The organism is Agrobacterium sp. 22-226-1 (assembly GCF_053522345.1).
This window is the reverse complement of the sequence record NZ_JBNWCP010000023.1, coordinates 1-21,665: the sequence shown is the minus strand read 5'-3', so window position 1 is coordinate 21,665 and position 21,665 is coordinate 1. Positions and strand designations below refer to the sequence as shown.

Here is a 21,665-nt window from a genome sequence, read left to right as displayed (position 1 = left end):
GGCGACGACGCCAGTTGTGAATGGAAGTTTGTGCCGCGATTGATCTCCCCCCTTGAGGGGGAGATGTCCGGCAGGACAGAGGGGGGTAACCGCCACGCACTGAGGGGGCAAACCCATGCCCGTTGAAACAAAAACCACCTGTCCCTATTGCGGCGTCGGCTGCGGCGTCATCGCCACTGTCAACGACGATGGCGCGGTGTCTGTCAGAGGCGATCAGGATCACCCCGCCAATTTCGGCCGGCTGTGTTCCAAAGGTTCGGCTCTGGCTGAAACCATCGATCTCGACGGTCGCCTGCTCCACCCCGAAATCAGCGGTAGGCGGGCGTCATGGGACGAAGCGCTTGATCTCGTCGCTTCCCGGTTCTCTCAAGCCATCGCCGAACACGGCCCGGACTCCGTCGCCCTTTACGTCTCCGGCCAATTGCTGACAGAAGATTATTACCTCGCCAACAAGCTGATGAAGGGTTTCATCGGCTCGGCGAATATCGATACCAATTCAAGGCTCTGCATGTCGTCTTCCGTCGCCGGCCATCGCCGCGCCTTCGGGGCCGATACGGTGCCGGGCACCTATGAGGATATGGAGCTTGCCGATCTGGTGATCCTCACCGGTTCCAATCTCGCCTGGTGCCATCCAGTGCTTTACCAAAGGCTTGCGGCGGCAAAGGCGGCGCGGCCGGAAATGAAAGTCGTTGTCATCGATCCGCGCCGGACGATGAGCGCCGATATTGCCGACATGCACCTCGCCATCCGCCCGGATGGAGATGTGGCGCTGTTTACCGGCTTGCTGGCGCATCTTTCTGATAGTCCTGCAATCGATCGCGGTTATGTGGAAAATCACACGGTCGGTTTTGATGCGGCGATGCAGGCAGCAAACGGACACAGCTTGCCGGAGATCGCCGAAGCCACCGGCCTGACGATTGCCGAACTGATTTCCTTTTACGAATTGTTCGAACGCACCGAAAAAACCGTCACCTGCTACAGCCAGGGCGTCAACCAGTCGCAAAGCGGCACCGACAAGGTCAACGCCATCATCAATTGCCACCTTGCCACCGGCCGCATCGGCAGGCCGGGCATGGGGCCGTTTTCGCTGACTGGCCAGCCGAACGCCATGGGCGGGCGCGAAGTCGGCGGGCTGGCCAATATGCTGGCCGCCCATATGGCCATCGAAAATGCCGAGGATCGCGACCGTGTGCGGCGCTTCTGGGCCTCGCCCGCCATTGCGGAAAAACCCGGACTGAAGGCGGTGGATATGTTCAGGGCGGTGGCCGATGGCCGCATCAAGGCGCTGTGGATCATGGCGACCAACCCGGTGGTTTCCATGCCGGATGCCGGTACCGTCGAGGCGGCCATCAAGGCCTGTCCCTTCGTCGTGGTGTCCGATGTCATGGCGAGTACCGATACGGCCCGCCATGCCCATGTGCTTCTGCCATCGCTTGGTTGGGGGGAAAAGGACGGCACCGTCACCAATTCCGAGCGGCGCATTTCCCGCCAGCGCGGATTTCTCGCGGCACCCGGCGAAGCGAAAGCGGACTGGTGGCAAATGGCGGAAGTGGGCCGGCGCATGGGTTTCGGCACGGCCTTCGCCTATGGCCAGCCCTCGGAGATTTTTGCCGAACATGCCGCTCTTTCCGGCTTTGAGAACGCGGGCAGTCGCGATTTCGATATCAGCGGTGTCGAACGGAATTCCTATGATGCGATGACGCCCTTTCAATGGCCGAAGGCCGGACGGGGCGACGCTGTCGTTACCCGCTTTTTCGCCGATGGCCGGTTTTACCATGCCGATGGCAAGGCGCGGTTTATTGTCACCACCCTGCCGGAGACCGGCAGGACATCGGCGGATTATCCGCTGACACTAAATACCGGCCGTATCCGCGATCAATGGCACACCATGACCCGCACGGGCAAAAGTGCGCGCCTTACTGCCCATATCGCCGAACCCTTCGCCGAGCTTCACCCGCGCGATGCGCAGGCGCTGGGAATAGAAAGCGCCGATCTGGTGGAGCTGGAAAGCCCCCATGGCAAGGTTCTGCTGCGGGCGCTGGTCAGTGAAAGGCAGGCGCGCGGCTCGGTATTTGCGCCGATGCACTGGAACGATCAGTTCGCGTCGCAGGCGCGCATCGATGTCGTGGTTGCCCCGGTGACGGATCCGCATTCCGGCCAGCCCGCCTCGAAGAATGTGGCGGTAAGGGCACGGCGCTTCGAAGCGAAAGCCTATGGTTTCGCCATCTCCCGCATCCGACCGGATGCGCCGGATTGTGCCTATTGGGCCACAGCCAAAGCTGATGGCGGCTATCGCATGGAGCTTACCTTTGTCGAGGAGCCGCAGGACTGGACACTCTGGGCGCGGCAGGTCTTCGGAATAGAGGCCAGGATCGAGCCGCTGGGTTACAGCGACCGGCAGACGGGCGACCTGCGCCTTGCCTTCTTCTACGGCGATATCCTGCTGGCGGCCCTGTTCATCGCCAGGGAGCCGGTGGCCGTTGCCCGCAACTGGGCGATCTCGCAACTTGCCGAACGCCATGAGGATCTGCGCATGCGTTTTGCGCTGGTTGCCGGTCGCCCCGGTGCCGGCCGCGCCGATCCGGGCGCCACTGTCTGTTCCTGCTTTAATGTGGGGGTGAACCAGATTACCGCCGCCATCCGTGAGGGTTGCCACAGCGTCGAAGCCATCGGCAAGGCATTGAATGCCGGAACCAATTGCGGCTCGTGCCGCGCCGAAATCAGGGGGATCATCGATGGATGCCTTAAAACCGCAGCGGAATGAACCGGCCCGAATGGAGAGGCTCGCCAAGTTGCCGGTCTTCTGGGGGCTTGAGGGCAAGCGCGTGGTGCTGGCGGGCGGATCGGATGGAGCCGCCTGGAAGGCGGAACTGCTGCTGGCCTGCGGGGCGGAATTGCATCTTTATTGCGAGGAGAGCGGGCTTTCGGAAAGCTTTGCGGTGCTTGTCGCAAAAAGCCAGATGCTGACATGGCATGACCGTCCGTGGGGTTCGGATATCTTCGGCGGTGCGGAACTGGCGCTGGCGGATTGCGAGACCGATGCGGAAGCCGAGAGCTTCTACGATGCCGCGCGCGCGGCCGGCGTTCCCGTCAATGTCATCGACAAGCCGGAATTCTGCCAGTTCCAGTTCGGCTCCATCGTCAATCGCTCGCCGGTGGTGGTATCTATTTCCACCGATGGCGCAGCACCCATTCTCGCGCAGGCTATCCGCCGGCGCATCGAGACATTGCTGCCGCTTTCGCTGAAGGATTGGGGCGCGCTTGCCCAGACAATCCGCGAGCGCGTCAATCTGCGGCTCGCTGCCGGTGCGTCGCGGCGCTCTTTCTGGGAAAAATTCGTCGATCGGGCTTTTACCGAAAGGCTGGATGAGCGCAGTGAGGAACGGCTGCTTGCGGATATCGGAATGCAGGCTGCGCGGGCAGGATCGGGGCGCGGCCTTGTGACGCTTGTAGGCGCCGGACCGGGCGATGCCGAACTGCTGACACTGAAAGCGGTGCGCGCTTTGCAGGCGGCCGATGTCATCCTGTTCGACGATCTCGTTTCGGCGGAAGTGCTGGAACTGGCGCGGCGGGAGGCGAAGCGCATGCTGGTCGGCAAGCGTGGCGGCCGGGAAAGCTGCAGGCAGGAAGATATCAATGACATGATGATCCGTCTCGCCAAGGCCGGCAAACGGGTGGTGCGGTTGAAATCCGGCGATCCAATGATTTTCGGGCGCGCCGGCGAGGAAATCGCTGCGCTGGAGGCTGAAAATATCCCGGTCGAGATCGTGCCCGGCATCACTGCCGCAAGCGCCATGGCCTCGCGCCTGGGTGTGTCCCTGACCCATCGCGACCATGCCCAGTCGGTACGCTTCATCACCGGCCATTCCCGGCAGGGAAGGCTGCCGGAGAATATCGACTGGAAATCGCTGTCTGACCCTTCCGTAACCACGGTCTTTTACATGGGTGGGCGCACCGCAGCCGAGATCGAAGCTGCCCTGCTTGCCCATGGCATGCCTGCCTTGACGCCCGTTGCCATCATGATTTCCGTCAGTCGCTCAAACGAACAGCGCTGGTGCGGTTCGCTTACGCAACTGGCTGCGGCCGTTAAGAGGCTGGGTGTAAACGAACCGGTGCTAATCGGCATCGGCGATGCATTTGGTGCCGCATCCTCGGCGATGTCCCGTTCCAGCCCGCTCATTCAGAAAGTCGGCTAAATAATATCGTCAAATGGCGTCGTGGGGTTCACGACCTGTTTTCATCCCGCCACCATCGCTACTGCAAAACCGTCCCTTGACATTGGTTTTTCGTTCGCTCTTCAATAAAACGAAAAAATTGAAAGAGGAGGGAGGGTGAAATGCTGCTCACACCGCGTCAGGATGAAATCGTTGCGCTGGCGAAAGCGAACGGGCGGGTGCTGGTCGACGAGCTGGCGGCGCGGTTCTCCGTCACTCCCCAGACGATCCGCAAGGATCTGAACGATCTCTGCGATACGCGGGTTTTAACCCGCATCCACGGCGGCGCGCTTTTTCCAAGCGGCAATGAAAACGTCAAATACGAGGCGCGTCGGGCGATAGCTTCTTCCGAAAAGCAGGCAATCGGCGCCGCCGCTGCCGCCCTCATCCCCAACAACTCGTCACTCTTCATCAATATCGGCACGACGACCGAAGCCGTGGGCGAAGCGCTGGCGGATCATCACGAGTTGATGGTCATTACCAACAACATTAATGTTGCCAACAGGTTGAGGGTTTTCCCCGGTATCGAGGTGGTGATTGCCGGCGGTGTCGTGCGCGGTTCCGATGGCGGTATCGTCGGCGAGGCGGCGGTGGATTTCATCCGCCAGTTCAAGGTGGATTTTGCCGTCATCGGCGTTTCGGCCATCGATGAGGATGGTGCTTTGCTGGATTTCGACTTTCGTGAGGTCAAGGTCGCGCAGGCAATCATCTCCAATGCGCGCCATGTCATTCTGGTGTCGGATTCGCTCAAATTCGAGCGCACGGCTCCAGTTCGTATCGGCCATCTTTCCCAGGTGCATACTTTCATCACCGATCATTGTCCGGTGGATTCTATCCGGTCCATCTGTGCCGATCATGACGTCCGGTTGATCGAAACCGAGATGCTCGAATCCTGATCGGGACGGCCCATGAATTTCGTTTGACATTCGTTTTGTCTTCGAATTAGATGTCCGTGCTTTCAGTATATCGATGAGGAGAGCGTCGATGAAAGCGCGGGAGGATCCATGTCTGATGAGGCAATCCACGATATTTTCGTGATCGGCGGCGGCATCAATGGCTGCGGCATCGCGCGTGACGCCGTCGGCAGGGGCTATTCCGTCGCACTTGCGGAAATGAACGATTTCGCCTCCGGCACCTCGTCCGCCGCCACCAAGCTTATCCATGGCGGTTTACGTTATCTCGAACATTATGAGTTTCGTCTGGTGCGCGAAGCGCTGATGGAACGTGAGGTTCTGTGGGCCATGGCGCCGCACATCATCTGGCCCATGCGCTTCGTACTGCCGTTCCAGAAGGGTGGGGTGCGCCCGGCCTGGCTTGTGCGTCTCGGGCTATTTCTTTACGACCATCTCGGCGGCCGCAAGCTTCTGCCCGCGACCCGCTCGCTCGATCTGCGCCGCGATCCCGCCGGGAAACCGTTGAAACCGATTTTTGCCCGTGCCTTCGAATATTCGGATGGCTGGGTGGACGATGCCCGCCTGGTGGTGCTGAATGCCCGCGACGCCGCCAATCGCGGCGCGCTCATCCTCAACCGCACGCAGGTGGTTTCAGCCCGGCGCGAAGGCGCCTTCTGGCGGGTCGAAACGAAAAATGCCGCCGGAGAGGCCAAGACCTATCGGGCGCGCATGCTGGTGAATGCCGCGGGTCCCTGGGTGGACAAGGTGCTGTCCTCGGCATTCGGCAAAAACAACGTCCATAATGTCCGCCTGGTGCAGGGCAGCCACATCATCGTGCGCAGGAAATTTTCCGATCCGCGTGCCTATTTTTTCCAGAATCCGGACGGGCGGATCATCTTCGCCATTCCCTATGAACAGGACTTTACGCTGATCGGTACGACGGATCGCGACTATACCGCCGACCCCCGGGCTGTTAAGATCAGCGGCGAGGAGATCAGCTATCTTTGCAATGCGGCGAGCGAATATTTCGCTGAACCGGTGGAGCCGGCGGATATCGTCTGGACCTACTCCGGCGTGCGCCCGCTGTTCGATGACGGGGCATCGAAGGCGCAGGAAGCGACCCGCGACTATGTGCTGAAAACCGAAGGGGCGGAAGGCGAAGCGCCGCTTCTCAATATTTTCGGCGGCAAGCTCACCACCTATCGGCGGCTTGCCGAACATGCTCTTGAAAAAATCGGCGATGCGCTGGGTGAAAAGGGCGCGCCATGGACGGCGGGCTCACATTTGCCGGGTGGAAATTTCGGCGCCGAGGCCTACACCGCGGAAGTTTCGGCGCTGCGGTCGCGTTATCCCTTTCTTGAAGAGCGTCATGCGGAGCGGCTTGTGCGCTGCTACGGAACGGATGCAGCGGTGCTGATCGGCAATGCGACAGAGGCGGCGGCGCTGGGGCGGTATTTCGGCGGTACGCTCTACGAGGCTGAGGTTCGCTGGCTGATGGCGCGGGAATGGGCGCTAACGGCGGAGGATATTCTGTGGCGCCGCACCAAGCAGGGGCTCTTTTTTACCCCGGAAGAGGTGCGTGGGCTGGAGGATTATGTCGAAGACATTGCAGGTGGGCGCTTAAGGGCAATCTGACGATCCGGATAAAAGCGGAGGAGGCTTTGGATCACCATGCTTGAATTGCGAAACGTCTCTAAGATGGTGGGCGGTGAATATCATATTCACCCGACCGATCTGACGTTGCAGCGCGGAAGCCTGAACGTCCTGCTTGGACCGACACTTTCGGGCAAGACGACGCTGATGCGGCTGATGGCCGGACTGGACAAGCCGAGCGCCGGCTCGATCTTTTTCAATGGCGAAGATGTGACGGGATGGCCGGTGCAGAAGCGCAATGTCGCGATGGTCTATCAGCAGTTCATCAACTATCCGGCGCTCAGCGTTTACGAAAACATCGCCTCGCCCATGCGCGTTGCCGGCAAGGATCAGTCGACCATCGACAGGGAAGTGAGGAAAGCCGCCGAGCTTTTGAAGCTGACGCCCTATCTCGACCGCACGCCGCTCAATCTTTCCGGCGGTCAGCAGCAGCGCACAGCACTCGCCCGCGCCATCGTCAAGAACGCCAATCTGGTGCTGCTCGATGAGCCGCTGGCCAATCTCGACTACAAGCTGCGCGAAGAGCTGCGCGAGGAACTGCCGCGCATTTTCGCCGAATCCGGGGCCATCTTCGTTTATGCCACCACCGAACCTTCCGAGGCGCTGCTTTTGGGCGGCAATACCGCAACGCTCAACGAGGGCAGGGTAACGCAGTTCAGCCGTACCATCGAGGTTTACCGGCGTCCGGTGGATATTGTCACTGCGGAAATTTTTGCAGACCCGCCGCTCAACACTATCGAGGTCGTCAAGGCGGGCGGTGCATTCACCCGTGCCGACCAGGCGGTGATTGCGGTGCCGGCGCATCTTGCCGCCGTGCCGGATGGACCTTTGACCATCGCTTTCCAGCCGCATCATCTTTTCCCGCAGGCGAAGGGCGAGGCCCGCCAGTCGATCCGGGCGCGGACGCTGATTTCGGAAATCGCCGGATCGGAAAGCTTCGTGCATGTGGAATTTTCGGGCCGGCGCTGGGTCATGCTGGCGCATGGCATTCATGACATCGAGCCGGACAGGGACATAGAGCTGTTTCTCGATACAAAACACCTGATGGCCTTTGACGCGAATGGCCGCGCCATCGGCGAAGCGGCTTGAGGGAGATCGGTCATGGCACGCATCACGCTCGATCATATCCGCCACGCCTATAACGCAAAGGCGCAGGCTGCCGGCGACTATGCGCTGAAGGAAGTCCATCATGAATGGGAGGACGGCGGCGCCTATGCGCTGCTCGGCCCTTCCGGCTGCGGCAAGACCACGCTGCTCAACATCATTTCCGGGCTGCTGCGCCCCTCCGAAGGCCGCATCGCCTTTGACGGAACGGACGTCACGGATTTCGCCACTGAAGACCGCAATATTGCGCAGGTATTCCAGTTCCCGGTCGTCTACGACACGATGACGGTCTATGACAATCTGGCCTTTCCGCTGCGCAACCGGCATGTGCCGGAAGCCGAGGTGGACCGCCGGGTGCGGGAAATCCTCGAAATGACCGATCTTTCCGGCATGGCCAAACGCCATGCGCGCGGTCTGACGGCGGATCAGAAACAGAAGATTTCGCTGGCGCGCGGGCTGGTGCGGTCCGATGTCAACGCCATCCTCTTCGACGAGCCGCTGACGGTGATCGACCCGCATATGAAATGGGTGCTGCGCTCGCAGCTGAAACGGTTGCACCGGCAGTCCGGTTTCACCATGGTTTATGTCACCCATGACCAGACCGAGGCGCTGACCTTCGCCGACAAGGTTGTGGTCATGTATGACGGGCAGATCGTCCAGATCGGCACGCCGGCTGAGCTTTTCGAACGGCCGGGACATACCTTCGTCGGTTATTTCATCGGCTCGCCCGGCATGAACGTGCTGCCCGCCAGTATCGACGGCGCGACCGCAATGGTCGGCGGGCTTGGTGTGCCGCTGGCCGGTGCGCCAAAGGTTGACGGAGCGCAACGCATCGAGATCGGCATCCGCCCGGAATTCGTCCGACTGGAACGGGGCGGCATGCCCATCACTGTCGACAAGGTCGAGGATATCGGCCGGCAGAAGATCGTGCGCGCCCGGTTCGCCGGCCAGAAACTCGCGATCGTCGTTGCCGAAGACGAGGAAATCCCGGCGGAAGCGGGTGTTCGCTTCGATCCGGCCGCCATCGGCGTCTTCGCCGACTCGTGGCGTGTAAAGATGGGGGCCTGACCATGGAAAAGAGCTGGAACAACAAGGCATGGTTCATGGTGCTGCCGGTGCTGGTGCTGGTCGCCTTTTCCGCCGTCATTCCGCTGATGACCGTCGTGAATTATTCGGTGCAGGATACGTTCGGCAATAACCAGTTCTTCTGGGCGGGAACACAATGGTTCGAGGAAATTCTGGCCTCGGACCGTTTCTGGGATGCGCTGGGGCGCAACCTGCTGTTCTCCGGCATCATTCTGGCGATAGAAATTCCGCTTGGTATCTTCATCGCGCTCAAAATGCCGAAATCCGGCATCGGCGTGCCGATCTGCCTCGTCACGATGGCGCTGCCGCTGCTGGTGCCGTGGAATGTTGTGGGCACCATCTGGCAGGTTTTCGGCCGCAGCGATATCGGCCTGCTCGGTTATTACGCCAATCAGCTCGGGCTCGATTATAACTATGTCAACGATCCGGTCGACGCGTGGATCACCGTCGTCATCATGGATGTCTGGCACTGGACGAGCCTTGTCGTGCTTTTGTGCTATGCCAGCCTCGTTTCCATTCCCGATGCCTATTATCAGGCAGCCAGGATCGATGGCGCGTCGCGTTTTGCGGTGTTCCGTTACATCCAGCTGCCGAAGATGAAGCGGGTGCTGCTGATCGCTTTCCTGCTGCGCTTCATGGACAGTTTCATGATCTATACCGAGCCTTTCGTCGTCACCGGCGGCGGCCCGGGCAATTCCACCACCTTCCTGTCCATCGATCTCGTGAAGATGGCGCTCGGCCAGTTCGACCTCGGGCCGGCGGCGGCCATGTCGCTGATCTACTTCCTCATCATCCTGCTGCTGTCCTGGGTGTTCTACACCGTCATGACCAGCCACGACGCGGAGACTTGAGACATGAGCGCCTCGAATGTCACCACAAGCGTGGAGCGCAACGGCATCGGCAGCTCGCCGGTGAGAGCCACTGCGACGGGACGATCCGGCCTTGCCGTCAATGCGCGGCGTCGCCACCACGGGCCGTCGCGTTTTTCCTGGCTGGTGCCGACGATCTATATCCTGCTGCTGCTGGTTCCGATCTACTGGCTCGTCAATATGAGCTTCAAGACGAACACGGAAATCGTCTCCTCCATGACGCTTTATCCGCATCAGCCGACATTGCAGAACTACCGGACGATCTTCACCGATTCATCCTGGTATTCGGGCTATATCAATTCGATCATCTATGTCGTCATGAACATGGTGATCTCGGTCGCGGTGGCGTTGCCGGCGGCTTACGCCTTCTCGCGTTATCGTTTTCTGGGCGACAAGCACCTGTTCTTCTGGCTTTTGACCAACCGCATGGCCCCGCCCGCCGTCTTCGCGCTGCCCTTCTTCCAGCTTTACTCGGCCTTCGGGCTGATCGACACGCATATCGCCGTGGCGCTGGCGCATTGCCTGTTCAACGTGCCGCTGGCGGTGTGGATTCTCGAAGGTTTCATGTCCGGCGTGCCGAAGGAAATCGACGAGACCGCTTATATTGACGGCTACTCCTTCCCGAAATTCTTCGTGAAGATCTTCATGCCGCTCATCGCTTCCGGCATCGGTGTCGCCTGCTTCTTCAGCTTCATGTTCTCGTGGGTCGAGCTTCTGATCGCCCGCACGCTGACGACGACGGACGCCAAGCCGATTGCCGCGACCATGACGCGCACGGTCTCTGCCGCCGGCATGGACTGGGGCCTGCTTGCCGCCGCCGGCGTGCTGACACTCATCCCCGGCGCGCTGGTGATCTGGTTCGTGCGTAATTACATCGCCAAGGGCTTCGCGCTCGGGAGGGTTTGACCATGACGAAGATGCCCGATTTTACCTGGATGGCGTGGACTTGGCAGACGGCGGCCTTTTTTGGCGCCATCGCCCTGCTGCTCGTCGGCATGTGGTTCTGGGAATATCTCTCGCCCGGCGGCAATCCCCGCTTCGGCCTCCTGCGCTTCGAAACCACGCGCGGTGACAGGCTGTTTATCTCGCTGCTCGGCAGCGCCTTCATTCATCTCGCATGGCTCGGGCTAGTCGGCCCGAACCTGTGGTGGGCTCTCGCTCTATCCTTGGTTTACGCCATCGGCGTTTTCCGTTTTGTCTAGAGCAGGAAAACGGTGCGGCGGAGGAAAACCGCACCCGCAGACTTCATGCAATCGCAAACCCCTGGGAGGACTGATATGCGACGGCATCTGATGACGACGACGGCGGCCATGCTGCTGGCAATGACGGGTTCCGCTTTCGCCGGAATGGAGGAAGCAAAGCAGTTTCTGGACAAGGAAATCGGCGATCTTTCGTCGCTTTCGCGTGGCGATCAGGAAAAGGAGCTGCAATGGTTTGTCGATGCCGCGAAACCCTTCGCGGGCATGGAAATCAAGGTCGTTTCCGAATCTCTGACGACCCATGAATATGAATCCAAGGTTCTGGCTCCGGCCTTCACCGCCATTACCGGTATCAAGGTCACGCACGACCTGATCCAGGAAGGCGACGTCGTCGAAAAAATCCAGACCCAGATGCAGACCGGCCAGAACCTTTATGACGGCTGGGTCAACGATAGCGACCTTATCGGTACGCATTGGCGCTACCAGCAGGTGCGCAACCTGACCGACTTCATGGCCAATGAAGGCAAGGATGTCACCAATCCCGGCCTCGACCTCAAGGACTTCATCGGCAGCGCCTTTACGACGGCGCCGGACAAGAAGCTCTACCAGCTTCCCGACCAGCAATTCGCGAACCTCTACTGGTTCCGTTACGACTGGTTCAACAACGAAAAGAACAAGGCCGATTTCAAGGCCAAATATGGTTATGACCTCGGCGTGCCGGTCAACTGGTCGGCCTATGAGGATATTGCCGAATTCTTCACCGGCCGCGATGTCGACGGCAAGAAGGTCTTCGGCCATATGGATTACGGCAAGAAGGATCCGTCGCTCGGCTGGCGCTTCACCGATGCCTGGCTCTCCATGGCCGGCAACGGCGACAAGGGCCTGCCGAACGGTCTGCCGGTCGACGAATGGGGCATCAAGGTCAACGACAAGTCGCAGCCGGTCGGCTCCTGCGTGGCGCGCGGCGGCGATACCAACGGTCCGGCTTCGGTCTATTCCATCGAGAAATATCTCGAATGGCTGAAGAAATATGCGCCGCCGGAAGCGCAGGGCATGACCTTCTCCGAATCCGGTCCGGTGCCGGCGCAGGGCAGTATCGCCCAGCAGATCTTCTGGTACACGGCGTTTACCGCCGATATGGCCAAGCCCGGCCTGCCTGTCGTGAACGAGGACGGTTCGCCGAAATGGCGCGTGGCACCTTCGCCGCATGGTGTCTACTGGAAGGACGGCATGAAGCTCGGTTATCAGGATGTGGGTTCGTGGACGCTGATGAAATCCACCCCCGACGACCGCGCCAAGGCCGCCTGGCTCTACGCGCAGTTCGTGACCTCCAAGACCGTGGATGTGAAGAAGAGCCATGTGGGCCTGACCTTCATTCGCGACACCACCATCCACCACAAGAGCTTCACGGATCGCGCGTCCAAACTCGGCGGTCTCATCGAGTTCTATCGTTCGCCGGCCCGCGTGCAATGGTCGCCGACCGGCACCAACGTTCCGGATTATCCGAAGCTGGCGCAGCTGTGGTGGCAGGCGATCGGCGATGCTTCGTCGGGTGCGAAAACCGCGCAAGCCGCGATGGACTCTCTTTGCGCCGAGCAGGAAAAGGTCATGAGCCGTCTGGAACGCGCCGGCGTGCAGGGCGATATCGGCCCGAAACTGGCGGAAGAGCACGATATCGAATACTGGAACAAGGATGCCGTTTCGAAGGGCAATCTGGCGCCGCAGCTGAAGATCGCCAACGAAAAGGAAAAGCCGGTCACCGTCAATTACGACGAACTGGTCAAAAGCTGGCAGAAGTGATGTCTGCGTAAAATCTGAAACCGGGGCGGCTTGCCGCCCCGGTCATTGCGTCTGAAAGGGAGTAGCATGATGGGCGGTTATATTCTGGCGATCGATCAGGGAACGACATCGACACGGTCGATGGTCTTTGATCGCGACATGCGGGTCATCGGTGTCGGACAGCGAGAATTTCCGCAACATTTTCCGGCCTCCGGCTGGGTCGAACACGATGCCGAGGATATCTGGAAAAGCGTGCTCGAAACCATCCGGCTGGCGCTTGCCGATGCCGGCATCGCCGCCTCCGATATCGAGGCGATCGGCATTACCAACCAGCGCGAAACGACGGTACTGTGGGACCGGAACACGGGCGAGGCCGTGCATCGGGCCGTGGTCTGGCAGGATCGCCGCGCCGCGCCCGTCTGCGAGGATCTGAAAAAAAGGGGGTTGGAGCCGCTTTTTTCGAAAAAGACCGGTCTGCTGCTCGATCCCTATTTTTCCGGCACGAAGCTGAAATGGCTTCTCGATAGTGTCAGCGGCCTTCGCGAAAAAGCCGCGAAGGGCGAAATCTGCTTTGGCACGGTCGATAGTTTCCTGATCTATCGACTCACCGGCGGCCGCCGTCATGTAACCGACGCCACCAATGCCTCGCGAACGCTGATCTACAATATCGAGGAAAATACATGGGACGATGAACTCCTGTCGATCCTCGACATTCCCCGCGCCATGCTGCCGGAGGTGCTGGATTGCGCCGCCGATTTCGGCGTGACGGATAAATCGCTGTTGGGTGCGGAAATTCCGATCCTTGGCGTCGCCGGCGATCAGCAGGCAGCGGTGATCGGTAATGCCTGCTTCGAGCCGGGCATGATGAAATCCACCTACGGCACGGGCTGCTTTGCGCTGCTCAACACCGGCACGGATCGCGTCGCTTCCACCAACCGGCTGCTGACGACCATCGCTTACCGCCTCGACGGCGTCACCACCTATGCGCTGGAAGGCTCGATCTTCATTGCCGGTGCCGCCGTGCAATGGCTGCGCGATGAGCTCGGTTTCATCTCGGTCGCTTCCGAGGTCAGCGCGCTTGCGGAAAAGGCCGACGCCAATCAACGTGTCTATCTGGTCCCGGCCTTCACCGGCCTTGGCGCACCCTATTGGGACGCGGAAGCGCGTGGCGCTATTTTCGGGCTGACGCGTGGCACCGGTCCGGCGGAATTCGCCCGGGCGGCGCTGGAAAGCGTCGCCTATCAGACCTTCGACCTGCTGGACGCCATGCGCAAGGACTGGGCGGGTGACAATGGCAAGACGGTGCTCCGGGTCGATGGCGGCATGGTCGCTTCCGATTGGACCATGCAACGGCTGGCGGATATTCTTGCGGCGCCCGTCGACCGGCCGGTTTTCCTGGAAACGACCATTCTCGGAGCGGCCTGGCTTGCCGCCTCGCGCGCCGGCATCTGGCCGGACCGCAAGGCCTTTGCTGAACATTGGCGGCGTGACCGCCGTTTCAGCCCCGCAATGGAAGAGGCTGAACGGAAAGACGCCATTGCCGGCTGGCGCGACAGCGTCGGCCGCTGCCTGTCGCGGCGGGAGAATTGAACAGGCTATACAAAACTGCCGGGTGCGATGCTCTTGCTGGAAACGAGATCGGAAAGGGCGCGCACCAGCTTTGCATCCGCGCCCTTGCTCGGCTGAAGCACGAATTCCACGTCCTCCAGCGGCGGTAGCACGCCTGCGGCAATCTCCTTCAGGCCTGCCGGCGCCATGCTGCGCGGCTGCACCAGAATTCCCATGCCCGCCCTTGCTGCGGCGGTCAGCCCGCTGAGGCTGCCGCAGGTACAGACGATCCGCCAGGCGAGACCGGCCCGGTCGAGCGCCTCCTGCGCCGCCTTTCGGGTGATGCTCGGCGGCGGAAAGGCAATCAGCGGCAGGGCATCCGGCTGGTTTAGCATCCGCTCCGGGTCGCGCGCCAGCCACACGAGCGGTTCGCGGTAGAGAAAGTGACCGAGCTTGTCGCCGAGACGGCGTTTGGCGAGCACCACATCCAGTTCGCCATTGTCCTGCATTTGGTAAAGCACGCCGCTCAGCGAAACCGTCAGTTCCAGATCTACGAGGGGATAAAGACGGATGAACTCTTCCAGAATGGCGGTCAGCCGACTGGCGACGAAATCTTCCGAAACGCCAAGTCTCAACCGCCCGCGCAGACGGTTCTCGCTGAACAGCGACGACACCTTGCTGTCGATTTCCAGCATATTGCGGGCATAACCCAGCAGCGCCTCGCCCTCACCGGTCAGTTTTACCTGATGGGTGCTGCGCGCGATCAGCCGGCGGCCAAGTGCCGCCTCAAGCCTTTGAATATGCTGGCTGACAGTGGACTGGCCAATCCCCAGCCGTTCGGCCGCCAGCGTGAAGCTGCCGGTCTGCTGAAGCATCACGAAGCTCGCAAGATGTTGAAGGTTCAGCATTATCCTGAATCGCGATAACTGTTAATCTTTGCATCGGAATTCATGATGAGCGATAGTACCGCGCGTTTCAAGCAAAACCGATGCCGGAAAGACCTCCCATGACCCGCTTCCTACCTGATCGTTTCACCATGATGCTGGTGGCCACCGTGATTTTGGCCTCCATTTTGCCGATCAGCGGTGAGCCGGCGGAGTATTTCGGGCTGGCGACAAAACTCGCGATCGCTTTGCTGTTCTTCCTCCACGGCGCGCGGCTTTCCCGGGATGTGGTGATTGCCGGTATCCTGCACTGGCGCCTGCATCTGGCGATCCTTCTCGTCACCTTCGGTCTGTTCCCGCTGCTCGGCGTGGCAATCGGCTTCATTCCCGAGAATATTCTGCCTGCGCCGCTTTATATGGGTGTGTTGTTCCTCTGCGTCCTGCCATCCACCGTGCAGTCCTCCATTGCCTTCACCTCCATGGCGGGTGGAAACGTGCCGGCTGCGATCTGTTCGGCCTCGGCTTCGAATATTTTCGGCATGTTCCTGACCCCGCTGCTGGTCGGCCTGCTGTTTACGGTGGGCGGCCATGGCGGTGGATTTTCGCTGGATGCGTTCCTGCAAATCTTCCTGCAGCTGCTTCTGCCCTTCATCGTCGGCCAGGTGCTGCAGCCGTGGATCGGCGACTGGATCAGGGCGCGCAAGAAATTGCTGGCTCCGGTCGATCGCGGTTCCATCCTGATGGTCGTTTATCTGGCTTTTTCCGATGCGGTCATCGAAGGCATCTGGCACACATTTTCGCTCAGGGATATCGGCGTGGTCATCGTCATCAACATCGTGCTTCTGGCGCTTGTTCTCTGCGTGACGATGTTCGGCAGCCGCGCGCTCGGTTTCGACAAGGCGGATGAAATCACCATCACCTTCTGCGGATCGAAGAAGAGCCTTGCCAGCGGCGTGCCCATGGCGGGTGCGATTTTCGCCGGCCAAAGCATTGGTGCAATCGTCCTGCCGATCATGCTTTTCCACCAGATCCAGCTGATGGTCTGCGCGGTGCTGGCCCAACGTTATGCCAGAAAGGCCCATGAAAAAGCGGCCATATCGGAAGCCGCTGCCGCAGAAGGCGCGGTAGTCTCCACCCGCTGAAGAGCGAATTTTCATCAAACAAAAACGGCCCCTTTACGGGGCCGTTCGTTTGAGGTCCGGATCGGTTTAGTTGACCTGGGCCGGCGTGATCTGGGCTTCGATCGTTTTCGGCGCATCGGCGCTGTCGGACGAGATCGCGATGCGACGCGGTTTCATGGCTTCCGGAATGTTGCGGACGAGATCGATGTGAAGCAGGCCGTTCTTAAGGGAGGCGGTCTGGACTTCGACGTGGTCGGCCAGCTGGAAGCGGCGTTCGAAAGCGCGTGTGGCAATGCCGCGATACAGGAACTCACCTTCGGATGACTTCTCATCTGCGGCCTTCTCGGCCTTCACCGTCAGCGTATTCGCACGGGATTCGATGCTGAGTTCGTTCTCATCGAAACCGGCAACGGCCATGGTGATGCGATAGGTGTTTTCGCCGGTCCGCTCGATATTGTAGGGCGGATAGGACTGGGCCTGTTCGGGCTGGCCAAGGCCGTCAAGCATCGAAAAAAGACGGTCGAAGCCGACGGTGGAACGATAGAGGGGGGAAAAATCAACGTGACGCATGGTGTCCTCCTTAAGAAGCGACTGTTTGCGGTTAAGCCCGGCGTCCCGTTCTGGCGACGGCCGGACATGTGGCGCGGTCCCGTTCTGGCGACCGCATGAATGAGATGGGAATGGCCTGCCGCTGCGTCAAGGGGGCGTGAAAAGGCGAAAGCAACATGAACCATGGCTGAACGTCAGGTTCCGGCATCGTTCAGTTTGAGAGCCATAAAACATCGGTCATCGGAGACATTCTCCGTGGACAGAAGCAATAACGTCCCTTCTTCTTCTGTCTTATTCGCCGGAACCGCGACTGCTTTAACCGACGGTTCCGGCAATTTTTTCTTTGACCTTCCCGCGCCGCCGACCTATCCCGAAAAGGCAGAAAAGCCGGAAAAGACCGATGATCGAAGCCACATTGCGCGCCAGCGAAGACAACCCGGTTCCCGGCAACCATACCGTCGGATATTTTACCGGCGATCGCGGCAAACAGCTTCGCTATGCGATCTTTCGCGCCAGCCGCCAGGTGGCCCGCGGAACCGTGGTTCTGCTGCATGGCAGGAACGAATGTATCGAGAAATATTTCGAAACGGTCGGCGATCTCACCGCCATGGGTTTCTGGGTTGCGACCTTCGATACGCGCGGGCAGGGCGGTTCCGAAAGATTGCTGAAAAAACCGGGTGCCGGGCATGTGCGGCGGTTCTCCGACTATCAGCGTGATATCAGCCTTTTTCTCGAACAGGTGGTGTTGCCGGATACGCGGCTGCCATTCTTCATGATCGCGCATTCCACCGGCGCGCTTGCAGCGCTTGCCGCCGCACCCGGCCTGTCGAACCGGATCGACCGTCTCGCGCTTTGTTCGCCCTTCATCGAGCTGGACAGCCAGCAATCCGTCCCCTCATCCGTCATTCGGGCGGTGGCGACGGCTCTAAGTCTCGTTGGCCTTGGACGGGTGCAGCTCGGCAAGGATCAGCGGGAGCGGGATTTCGACGGCAATCCGCTCACCTCGGACTCCAGACGTTTTGCAAGAAATCTCTCGCTGCACAGGCAGTTTCCGGAACTTTTCATCGGCGCGCCGACGGCGCGCTGGGTCTATGAGGCGCTGAAGACCATGGGGCGGGTGGTCCGTCAGGACCATCTGACAAATATCACCATTCCGACCCTTATTCTGGCGCCGATGCTTGATACAATCACGCCCTATAAGGCGCAGGAGGAACTCTCACGCAATTTCCGGGCAGCGCAGCTTCTTCCGATCACCGGTGCGCGCCACGAATTGCTGCATGAGCGCGATGTTTTCCGCAAGCAGGCGCTGGCGGCCATCGACGCGTTTTTCGCGCCGGAGTGATGGCCGCTTAAGCGGGCTACCTTAGAGTTTTGAGAGAATGGCAAGCGCCTGTTCGTGCACCGCCTTCGAGCCGGCTGCGAGAATGCGGCCGCCATTTTCCGGACGACCGCCATCCCAGGTCGTCATGATGCCGCCGGCCTGCTCGATCACAGGGATCAACGCGCCGACATCATAGGGCTTCAGGCCGGATTCGATCACCAGGTCGACGTGGCCGGCTGCAAGCAGACAATAGGCGTAACAATCCACGCCGTAGCGGAAAAGGCGGACCTGATCCTGTACCTTTTCATAGAAGGGCTTTTCTTCCGCAGTGAAGATATGCGGGGTAGTGGTGAACAGCACCGCATCCGACAAAGACGCGCAATCACGCGTCCGGATTTTCTTTTCGCCGTCGGGTCCGAAATACCAGGCTGTCTCGCCATCGGCGAAATAGCGCTCTTTCGTGAAAGGCTGGTCCATGATGCCCATGGAGGCGCGGCCGGCTGACTGGAAGCCGATCAGCGTGCCCCAGACCGGCACGCCGGAAATGAAGGCGCGGGTGCCATCGATGGGGTCGATGACCCAGATATGCTCGCGGTCGAGACCGATGTTGCCGTGTTCTTCGCCCAGAATGCCATGCTGCGGAAAACGGGCCTCGATCAGGGCGCGAATGGCTGTTTCTGCGGCCTGATCGCCTTCCGTCACCGGATCGTAGCCGCCATCCTGCTTGTTGGCGACGGCAATGCCCGTGCGGAAGCGGGGAAGCGTTTCTGCGCTGGCGGCATCGGCAAGTTTGAAGAAGAAATCCCGGTCGGGCAGCATGCGAAACCTCATTGCCTGAATATTGGGTCTGAATTCTATTGGGGCAATGCATAGACCGGAATCGCATCCGCCGTCCACTCATACGAATGAGGGCACCGGCGTTTCCATATTTTCAGCATAAGCCTAAAAAATATGCATAAAATAAAATGATTGACAATTGTGCAATTACTGCGTAGCGTCATCCTACAGTCTCTGACTGTAAATACCCTCCTTGGGTGTTTCCTCCCTAGACTTGACCGCGCCAAGGCGCGGTTTTTTTTTGGTCCGGCGGGCCGCCAGACCATCCGGGATAAAAGATTGAAATAGCGGATGATTCGCGCTGCTATTCGGCAGCGAGCGACGTTTCTATCGCGTATTCGGAAACGAAGGCGCCAAGCTGACGCATGAAGATTTCAAGCGACGCCTGAATGGCGGGAAAATCGGCTTTTTTCAAAAGCGTCTTTTCGTCCACGTAAAGCGCCCGGTTGACCTCGATCTGCAGCGCATGGAGAGAGCGGATGGGCCGGCCATAATGTTCGGTGATGAAGCCGCCGGCATAGGGTTTGTTGCAGACCGCGACGAAACCCAGTTCCTCAAGAAAATGCAGCGCGGCGCGGGAGACTTCCTGGGATGCGCTGGTGCCGTAGCGATCGCCGATGATTACATCGGGCCTCAGATTCGAGCCGGCGACGCGGATATTGCCTGGCATGGAATGGCAGTCGATCAGCACCGCCATTCCGAAATTGGCGTGGGTGCGAGACAGCAGGCGGCGCAGGCAGGCATGATAGGGCTTGTAGATCGTCTCGATCCGCGAAAGCGCCTCGTCGACCGGCAGGCGGTGGGCATAGATATCCATATTCTCGGCGACAATGCGCGGCACTGTTCCCAGACCGCCGGCGACCCGCATGGAGCCGATATTGGCATAAGGCGGAAGCGTGCCTTCGAACATGCGGGGATCGAGTTCGTAGGGCTCGCGATTGACGTCCAGATAGGCGCGCGGGAAATTCGCTTTGAGAAGCGGCGCACCTATCTCCGGTGCCGCCGCGAACAGCTCATCGACGAAGTGATCTTCGGAGCGGCGGATCTCGTGCGAATCGAGCCTTGCCGACTCCAGGAAGGAAATCGGGTAGCAGCGGCCGCTATGGGGGGAATTATAGACGAATGGCAGGGTTTGAACGGCAGGTTCCGTTACTTCGAACAGCTCATATTCACCCGTTATCCAGTCCATTCAGGGTCATTTACCATGTCGCAAAACTATCAGGATGTTCATGTTGCCAGTTACGGCGCGGCAAGTCCATACTATCGCCCAATCAGCGCTATACCGATTCACGTGTTCACAGGATATTTACCGTGAAAACCCTATAATCGGGCTAGGGTATTCCAAACATTGAGTAGTTACGGTCACTTATGATGAATCAGAAAATTCTTCTCGCTGAAGACGACAACGATATGCGCCGCTTCCTCGTCAAGGCGCTGGAAAAAGCCGGTTACAAGGTTTCTTCCTTCGACAATGGCGCCAGCGCCTATGACCGGCTTCGCGAAGAGCCGTTTTCGCTTCTGCTGACCGATATCGTCATGCCCGAAATGGACGGCATCGAGCTTGCGCGGCGCGCGACCGAACTCGACCCGGACCTCAAAGTCATGTTCATTACCGGCTTTGCAGCCGTTGCGCTGAATGCCGATTCGAAGGCTCCGAAGGACGCCAAGGTGCTTTCCAAGCCGTTCCATCTGCGCGATCTGGTGGATGAGGTCAACAAACTCCTTGTGGCGTAAGGCCTCTCAAAAAACCTTCACAAAACCGAAAAAAAGCAGTTGACGCATGAACCGGTTTTGTGGTCTATCCGCCGCCACGGAGGGCGTGTAGCTCAGCGGGAGAGCACTACGTTGACATCGTAGGGGTCACAGGTTCAATCCCTGTCACGCCCACCATCCGAGTTCTTGAGTATCAAGGCCTTGCGAGAGATTGCAGGGCCTTTTTACATAGCGGCCCCAGCGAGTAACACTTGCATCTGCCTTACCGTTTTCGACGCCACGCGTTCGGAGATAAAATTAGTATCCCGCACGTATTTCACGAGAGATCGACCCCGGTTCCGATTTCTGCTCTGGGGTATTCAGGTCAGGCGTCGACAGTCCGGACATTGAAAGAACATCGATGAGGTTACGGCGCTTTACAATAAGGCGTTCAAACCGGCTGTAGGTCATCAACACATGATGGGGTGGCTTATCGCGATCTGTAGTGTCACAGGTCCTGCCTGGGCGGTTTTCTTTGTCTGCTGAAGTCATGGCTTCCCATCAACTCACAATTTATTGTTGTTGCGCTTCGGAGCAATATCGCCTTGTTTGTAGACTCAAAATCTTCACGGGGAGAGAAAACGATGTCCATAAAAACAACAACTCGCGCCACTCTGCTGGTAGGATCGCTTCTGATTGGGGCGAGTTCTGCACTTGCAGAAACAGTTCTACACCGCGGCAATGCCGGCGAACCGCAAACGCTCGATCAGGCACAGACCTCGATCAACATCGAAGAATTTATCCTGAAAGACCTTTATTGTTGGTTTCCACGCGGAACTGAGCCGGTTTTTCCACCGAGAAGTGAGCCACCTCTAAGTATGGTTGTCTGATCAGGCTTTGGTCAATGGGTTGGCCT

18 protein-coding genes, 1 tRNA gene and 1 pseudogene are annotated in these 21,665 nt (G+C 59.4%); 16 read left to right on the top strand and 4 right to left on the bottom strand.

The genetic code is table 11. The features are described from left to right. The first annotated feature begins 115 nt into the window (after positions 1-115). The 11 genes from ACQZ5K_RS24980 (at position 116) to glpK (ending at position 14,387) form a co-directional block, all read left to right on the top strand. Complete coding sequence (locus ACQZ5K_RS24980; RefSeq protein ID WP_448741768.1) at positions 116-2,764, top strand: nitrate reductase; 2,649 nt, start codon at positions 116-118, stop codon at positions 2,762-2,764. Beyond that, positions 2,736-4,196, top strand: a complete 1,461-nt coding sequence (gene cysG / locus ACQZ5K_RS24975) for a siroheme synthase CysG (protein WP_448741767.1) — start codon at positions 2,736-2,738, stop codon at positions 4,194-4,196. The genes ACQZ5K_RS24980 and cysG overlap by 29 nt, the downstream gene beginning before the upstream one ends. 140 nt (positions 4,197-4,336) lie before the next feature. Next, positions 4,337-5,110, top strand: coding sequence for a DeoR/GlpR family DNA-binding transcription regulator (locus ACQZ5K_RS24970; protein ID WP_137005153.1), 774 nt, complete (start codon positions 4,337-4,339; stop codon positions 5,108-5,110). A 108-nt stretch (positions 5,111-5,218) separates the two neighbouring features. Continuing rightward, positions 5,219-6,742 carry a glycerol-3-phosphate dehydrogenase gene (locus ACQZ5K_RS24965; RefSeq protein WP_127755422.1) on the top strand — a complete coding sequence of 508 codons (1,524 nt, stop codon included), beginning with the start codon at positions 5,219-5,221 and terminating at the stop codon, positions 6,740-6,742. Between the two features lie 36 nt (positions 6,743-6,778). After that, positions 6,779-7,849, top strand: coding sequence for an ABC transporter ATP-binding protein (locus ACQZ5K_RS24960; RefSeq protein ID WP_137005152.1), 1,071 nt, complete (start codon positions 6,779-6,781; stop codon positions 7,847-7,849). 12 nt (positions 7,850-7,861) lie between these two features. Continuing rightward, a complete protein-coding gene (locus tag ACQZ5K_RS24955; protein ID WP_059758107.1) occupies positions 7,862-8,932 on the top strand; it encodes an ABC transporter ATP-binding protein in 1,071 nt (356 codons plus the stop codon). Between the two features lie 2 nt (positions 8,933-8,934). Further along, positions 8,935-9,801 carry a carbohydrate ABC transporter permease gene (locus ACQZ5K_RS24950; RefSeq protein WP_003519739.1) on the top strand — a complete coding sequence of 289 codons (867 nt, stop codon included), beginning with the start codon at positions 8,935-8,937 and terminating at the stop codon, positions 9,799-9,801. A gap of 3 nt (positions 9,802-9,804) precedes the next feature. After that, positions 9,805-10,725, top strand: coding sequence for a carbohydrate ABC transporter permease (locus tag ACQZ5K_RS24945; RefSeq protein ID WP_035261093.1), 921 nt, complete (start codon positions 9,805-9,807; stop codon positions 10,723-10,725). Between the two features lie 2 nt (positions 10,726-10,727). After that, positions 10,728-11,021 (top strand): DUF2160 domain-containing protein, encoded by a 294-nt coding sequence (locus ACQZ5K_RS24940; protein ID WP_003519736.1) that lies wholly within the window; start codon positions 10,728-10,730, stop codon positions 11,019-11,021. A 75-nt stretch (positions 11,022-11,096) separates the two neighbouring features. Then, positions 11,097-12,818 (top strand): ABC transporter substrate-binding protein, encoded by a 1,722-nt coding sequence (locus ACQZ5K_RS24935; RefSeq protein WP_448741766.1) that lies wholly within the window; start codon positions 11,097-11,099, stop codon positions 12,816-12,818. A 69-nt stretch (positions 12,819-12,887) separates the two neighbouring features. Then, positions 12,888-14,387, top strand: a complete 1,500-nt coding sequence (glpK, locus tag ACQZ5K_RS24930; protein WP_448741765.1) for a glycerol kinase GlpK — start codon at positions 12,888-12,890, stop codon at positions 14,385-14,387. Between the two features lie 5 nt (positions 14,388-14,392). Here glpK and ACQZ5K_RS24925 read toward each other — a convergent pair whose 3' ends face one another. Then, positions 14,393-15,253, bottom strand: a complete 861-nt coding sequence (locus ACQZ5K_RS24925) for a LysR family transcriptional regulator (RefSeq protein WP_003519733.1) — start codon at positions 15,251-15,253, stop codon at positions 14,393-14,395. Between the two features lie 98 nt (positions 15,254-15,351). Between ACQZ5K_RS24925 and ACQZ5K_RS24920 the strand changes: the two genes are divergently transcribed. Next, positions 15,352-16,371 (top strand): bile acid:sodium symporter family protein, encoded by a 1,020-nt coding sequence (locus tag ACQZ5K_RS24920; RefSeq protein ID WP_448741764.1) that lies wholly within the window; start codon positions 15,352-15,354, stop codon positions 16,369-16,371. Between the two features lie 66 nt (positions 16,372-16,437). Here ACQZ5K_RS24920 and hspL read toward each other — a convergent pair whose 3' ends face one another. Then, positions 16,438-16,920: a heat shock protein HspL gene (gene hspL, locus ACQZ5K_RS24915; protein ID WP_137005147.1), complete on the bottom strand. Its 483-nt coding sequence runs from the start codon at positions 16,918-16,920 to the stop codon at positions 16,438-16,440. Positions 16,921-17,299: 379 nt separating this feature from the next. Here hspL and ACQZ5K_RS24910 point away from each other — a divergent pair, with 379 nt between their 5' ends. Then, the gene (locus tag ACQZ5K_RS24910) at positions 17,300-18,241 is read left to right on the top strand and encodes an alpha/beta fold hydrolase (protein ID WP_137005146.1); all 942 of its coding nucleotides are present in this window, start codon (positions 17,300-17,302) and stop codon (positions 18,239-18,241) included. A gap of 21 nt (positions 18,242-18,262) precedes the next feature. Here ACQZ5K_RS24910 and hisN read toward each other — a convergent pair whose 3' ends face one another. Together hisN and ACQZ5K_RS24900 are read right to left on the bottom strand one after the other, a co-directional pair. Continuing rightward, on the bottom strand, positions 18,263-19,039 hold the full coding sequence (hisN, locus tag ACQZ5K_RS24905; RefSeq protein WP_137005145.1) for a histidinol-phosphatase: 777 nt from the start codon (positions 19,037-19,039) through the stop codon (positions 18,263-18,265). Between the two features lie 322 nt (positions 19,040-19,361). Further along, on the bottom strand, positions 19,362-20,246 hold the full coding sequence (locus tag ACQZ5K_RS24900; protein WP_003519728.1) for an N-formylglutamate amidohydrolase: 885 nt from the start codon (positions 20,244-20,246) through the stop codon (positions 19,362-19,364). 182 nt (positions 20,247-20,428) lie between these two features. Here ACQZ5K_RS24900 and cpdR point away from each other — a divergent pair, with 182 nt between their 5' ends. The 3 genes and pseudogenes from cpdR to ACQZ5K_RS24885 form a co-directional block, all read left to right on the top strand. After that, positions 20,429-20,791, top strand: coding sequence for a cell cycle two-component system response regulator CpdR (gene cpdR / locus ACQZ5K_RS24895; RefSeq protein ID WP_003497910.1), 363 nt, complete (start codon positions 20,429-20,431; stop codon positions 20,789-20,791). 81 nt (positions 20,792-20,872) lie between these two features. Beyond that, positions 20,873-20,947, top strand: a tRNA-Val gene (locus tag ACQZ5K_RS24890). 446 nt (positions 20,948-21,393) lie between these two features. Next, a pseudogene (locus ACQZ5K_RS24885) lies at positions 21,394-21,567 on the top strand (peptide ABC transporter substrate-binding protein); the annotation flags it as partial. Between the last annotated feature and the right edge of the window lie 98 nt (positions 21,568-21,665).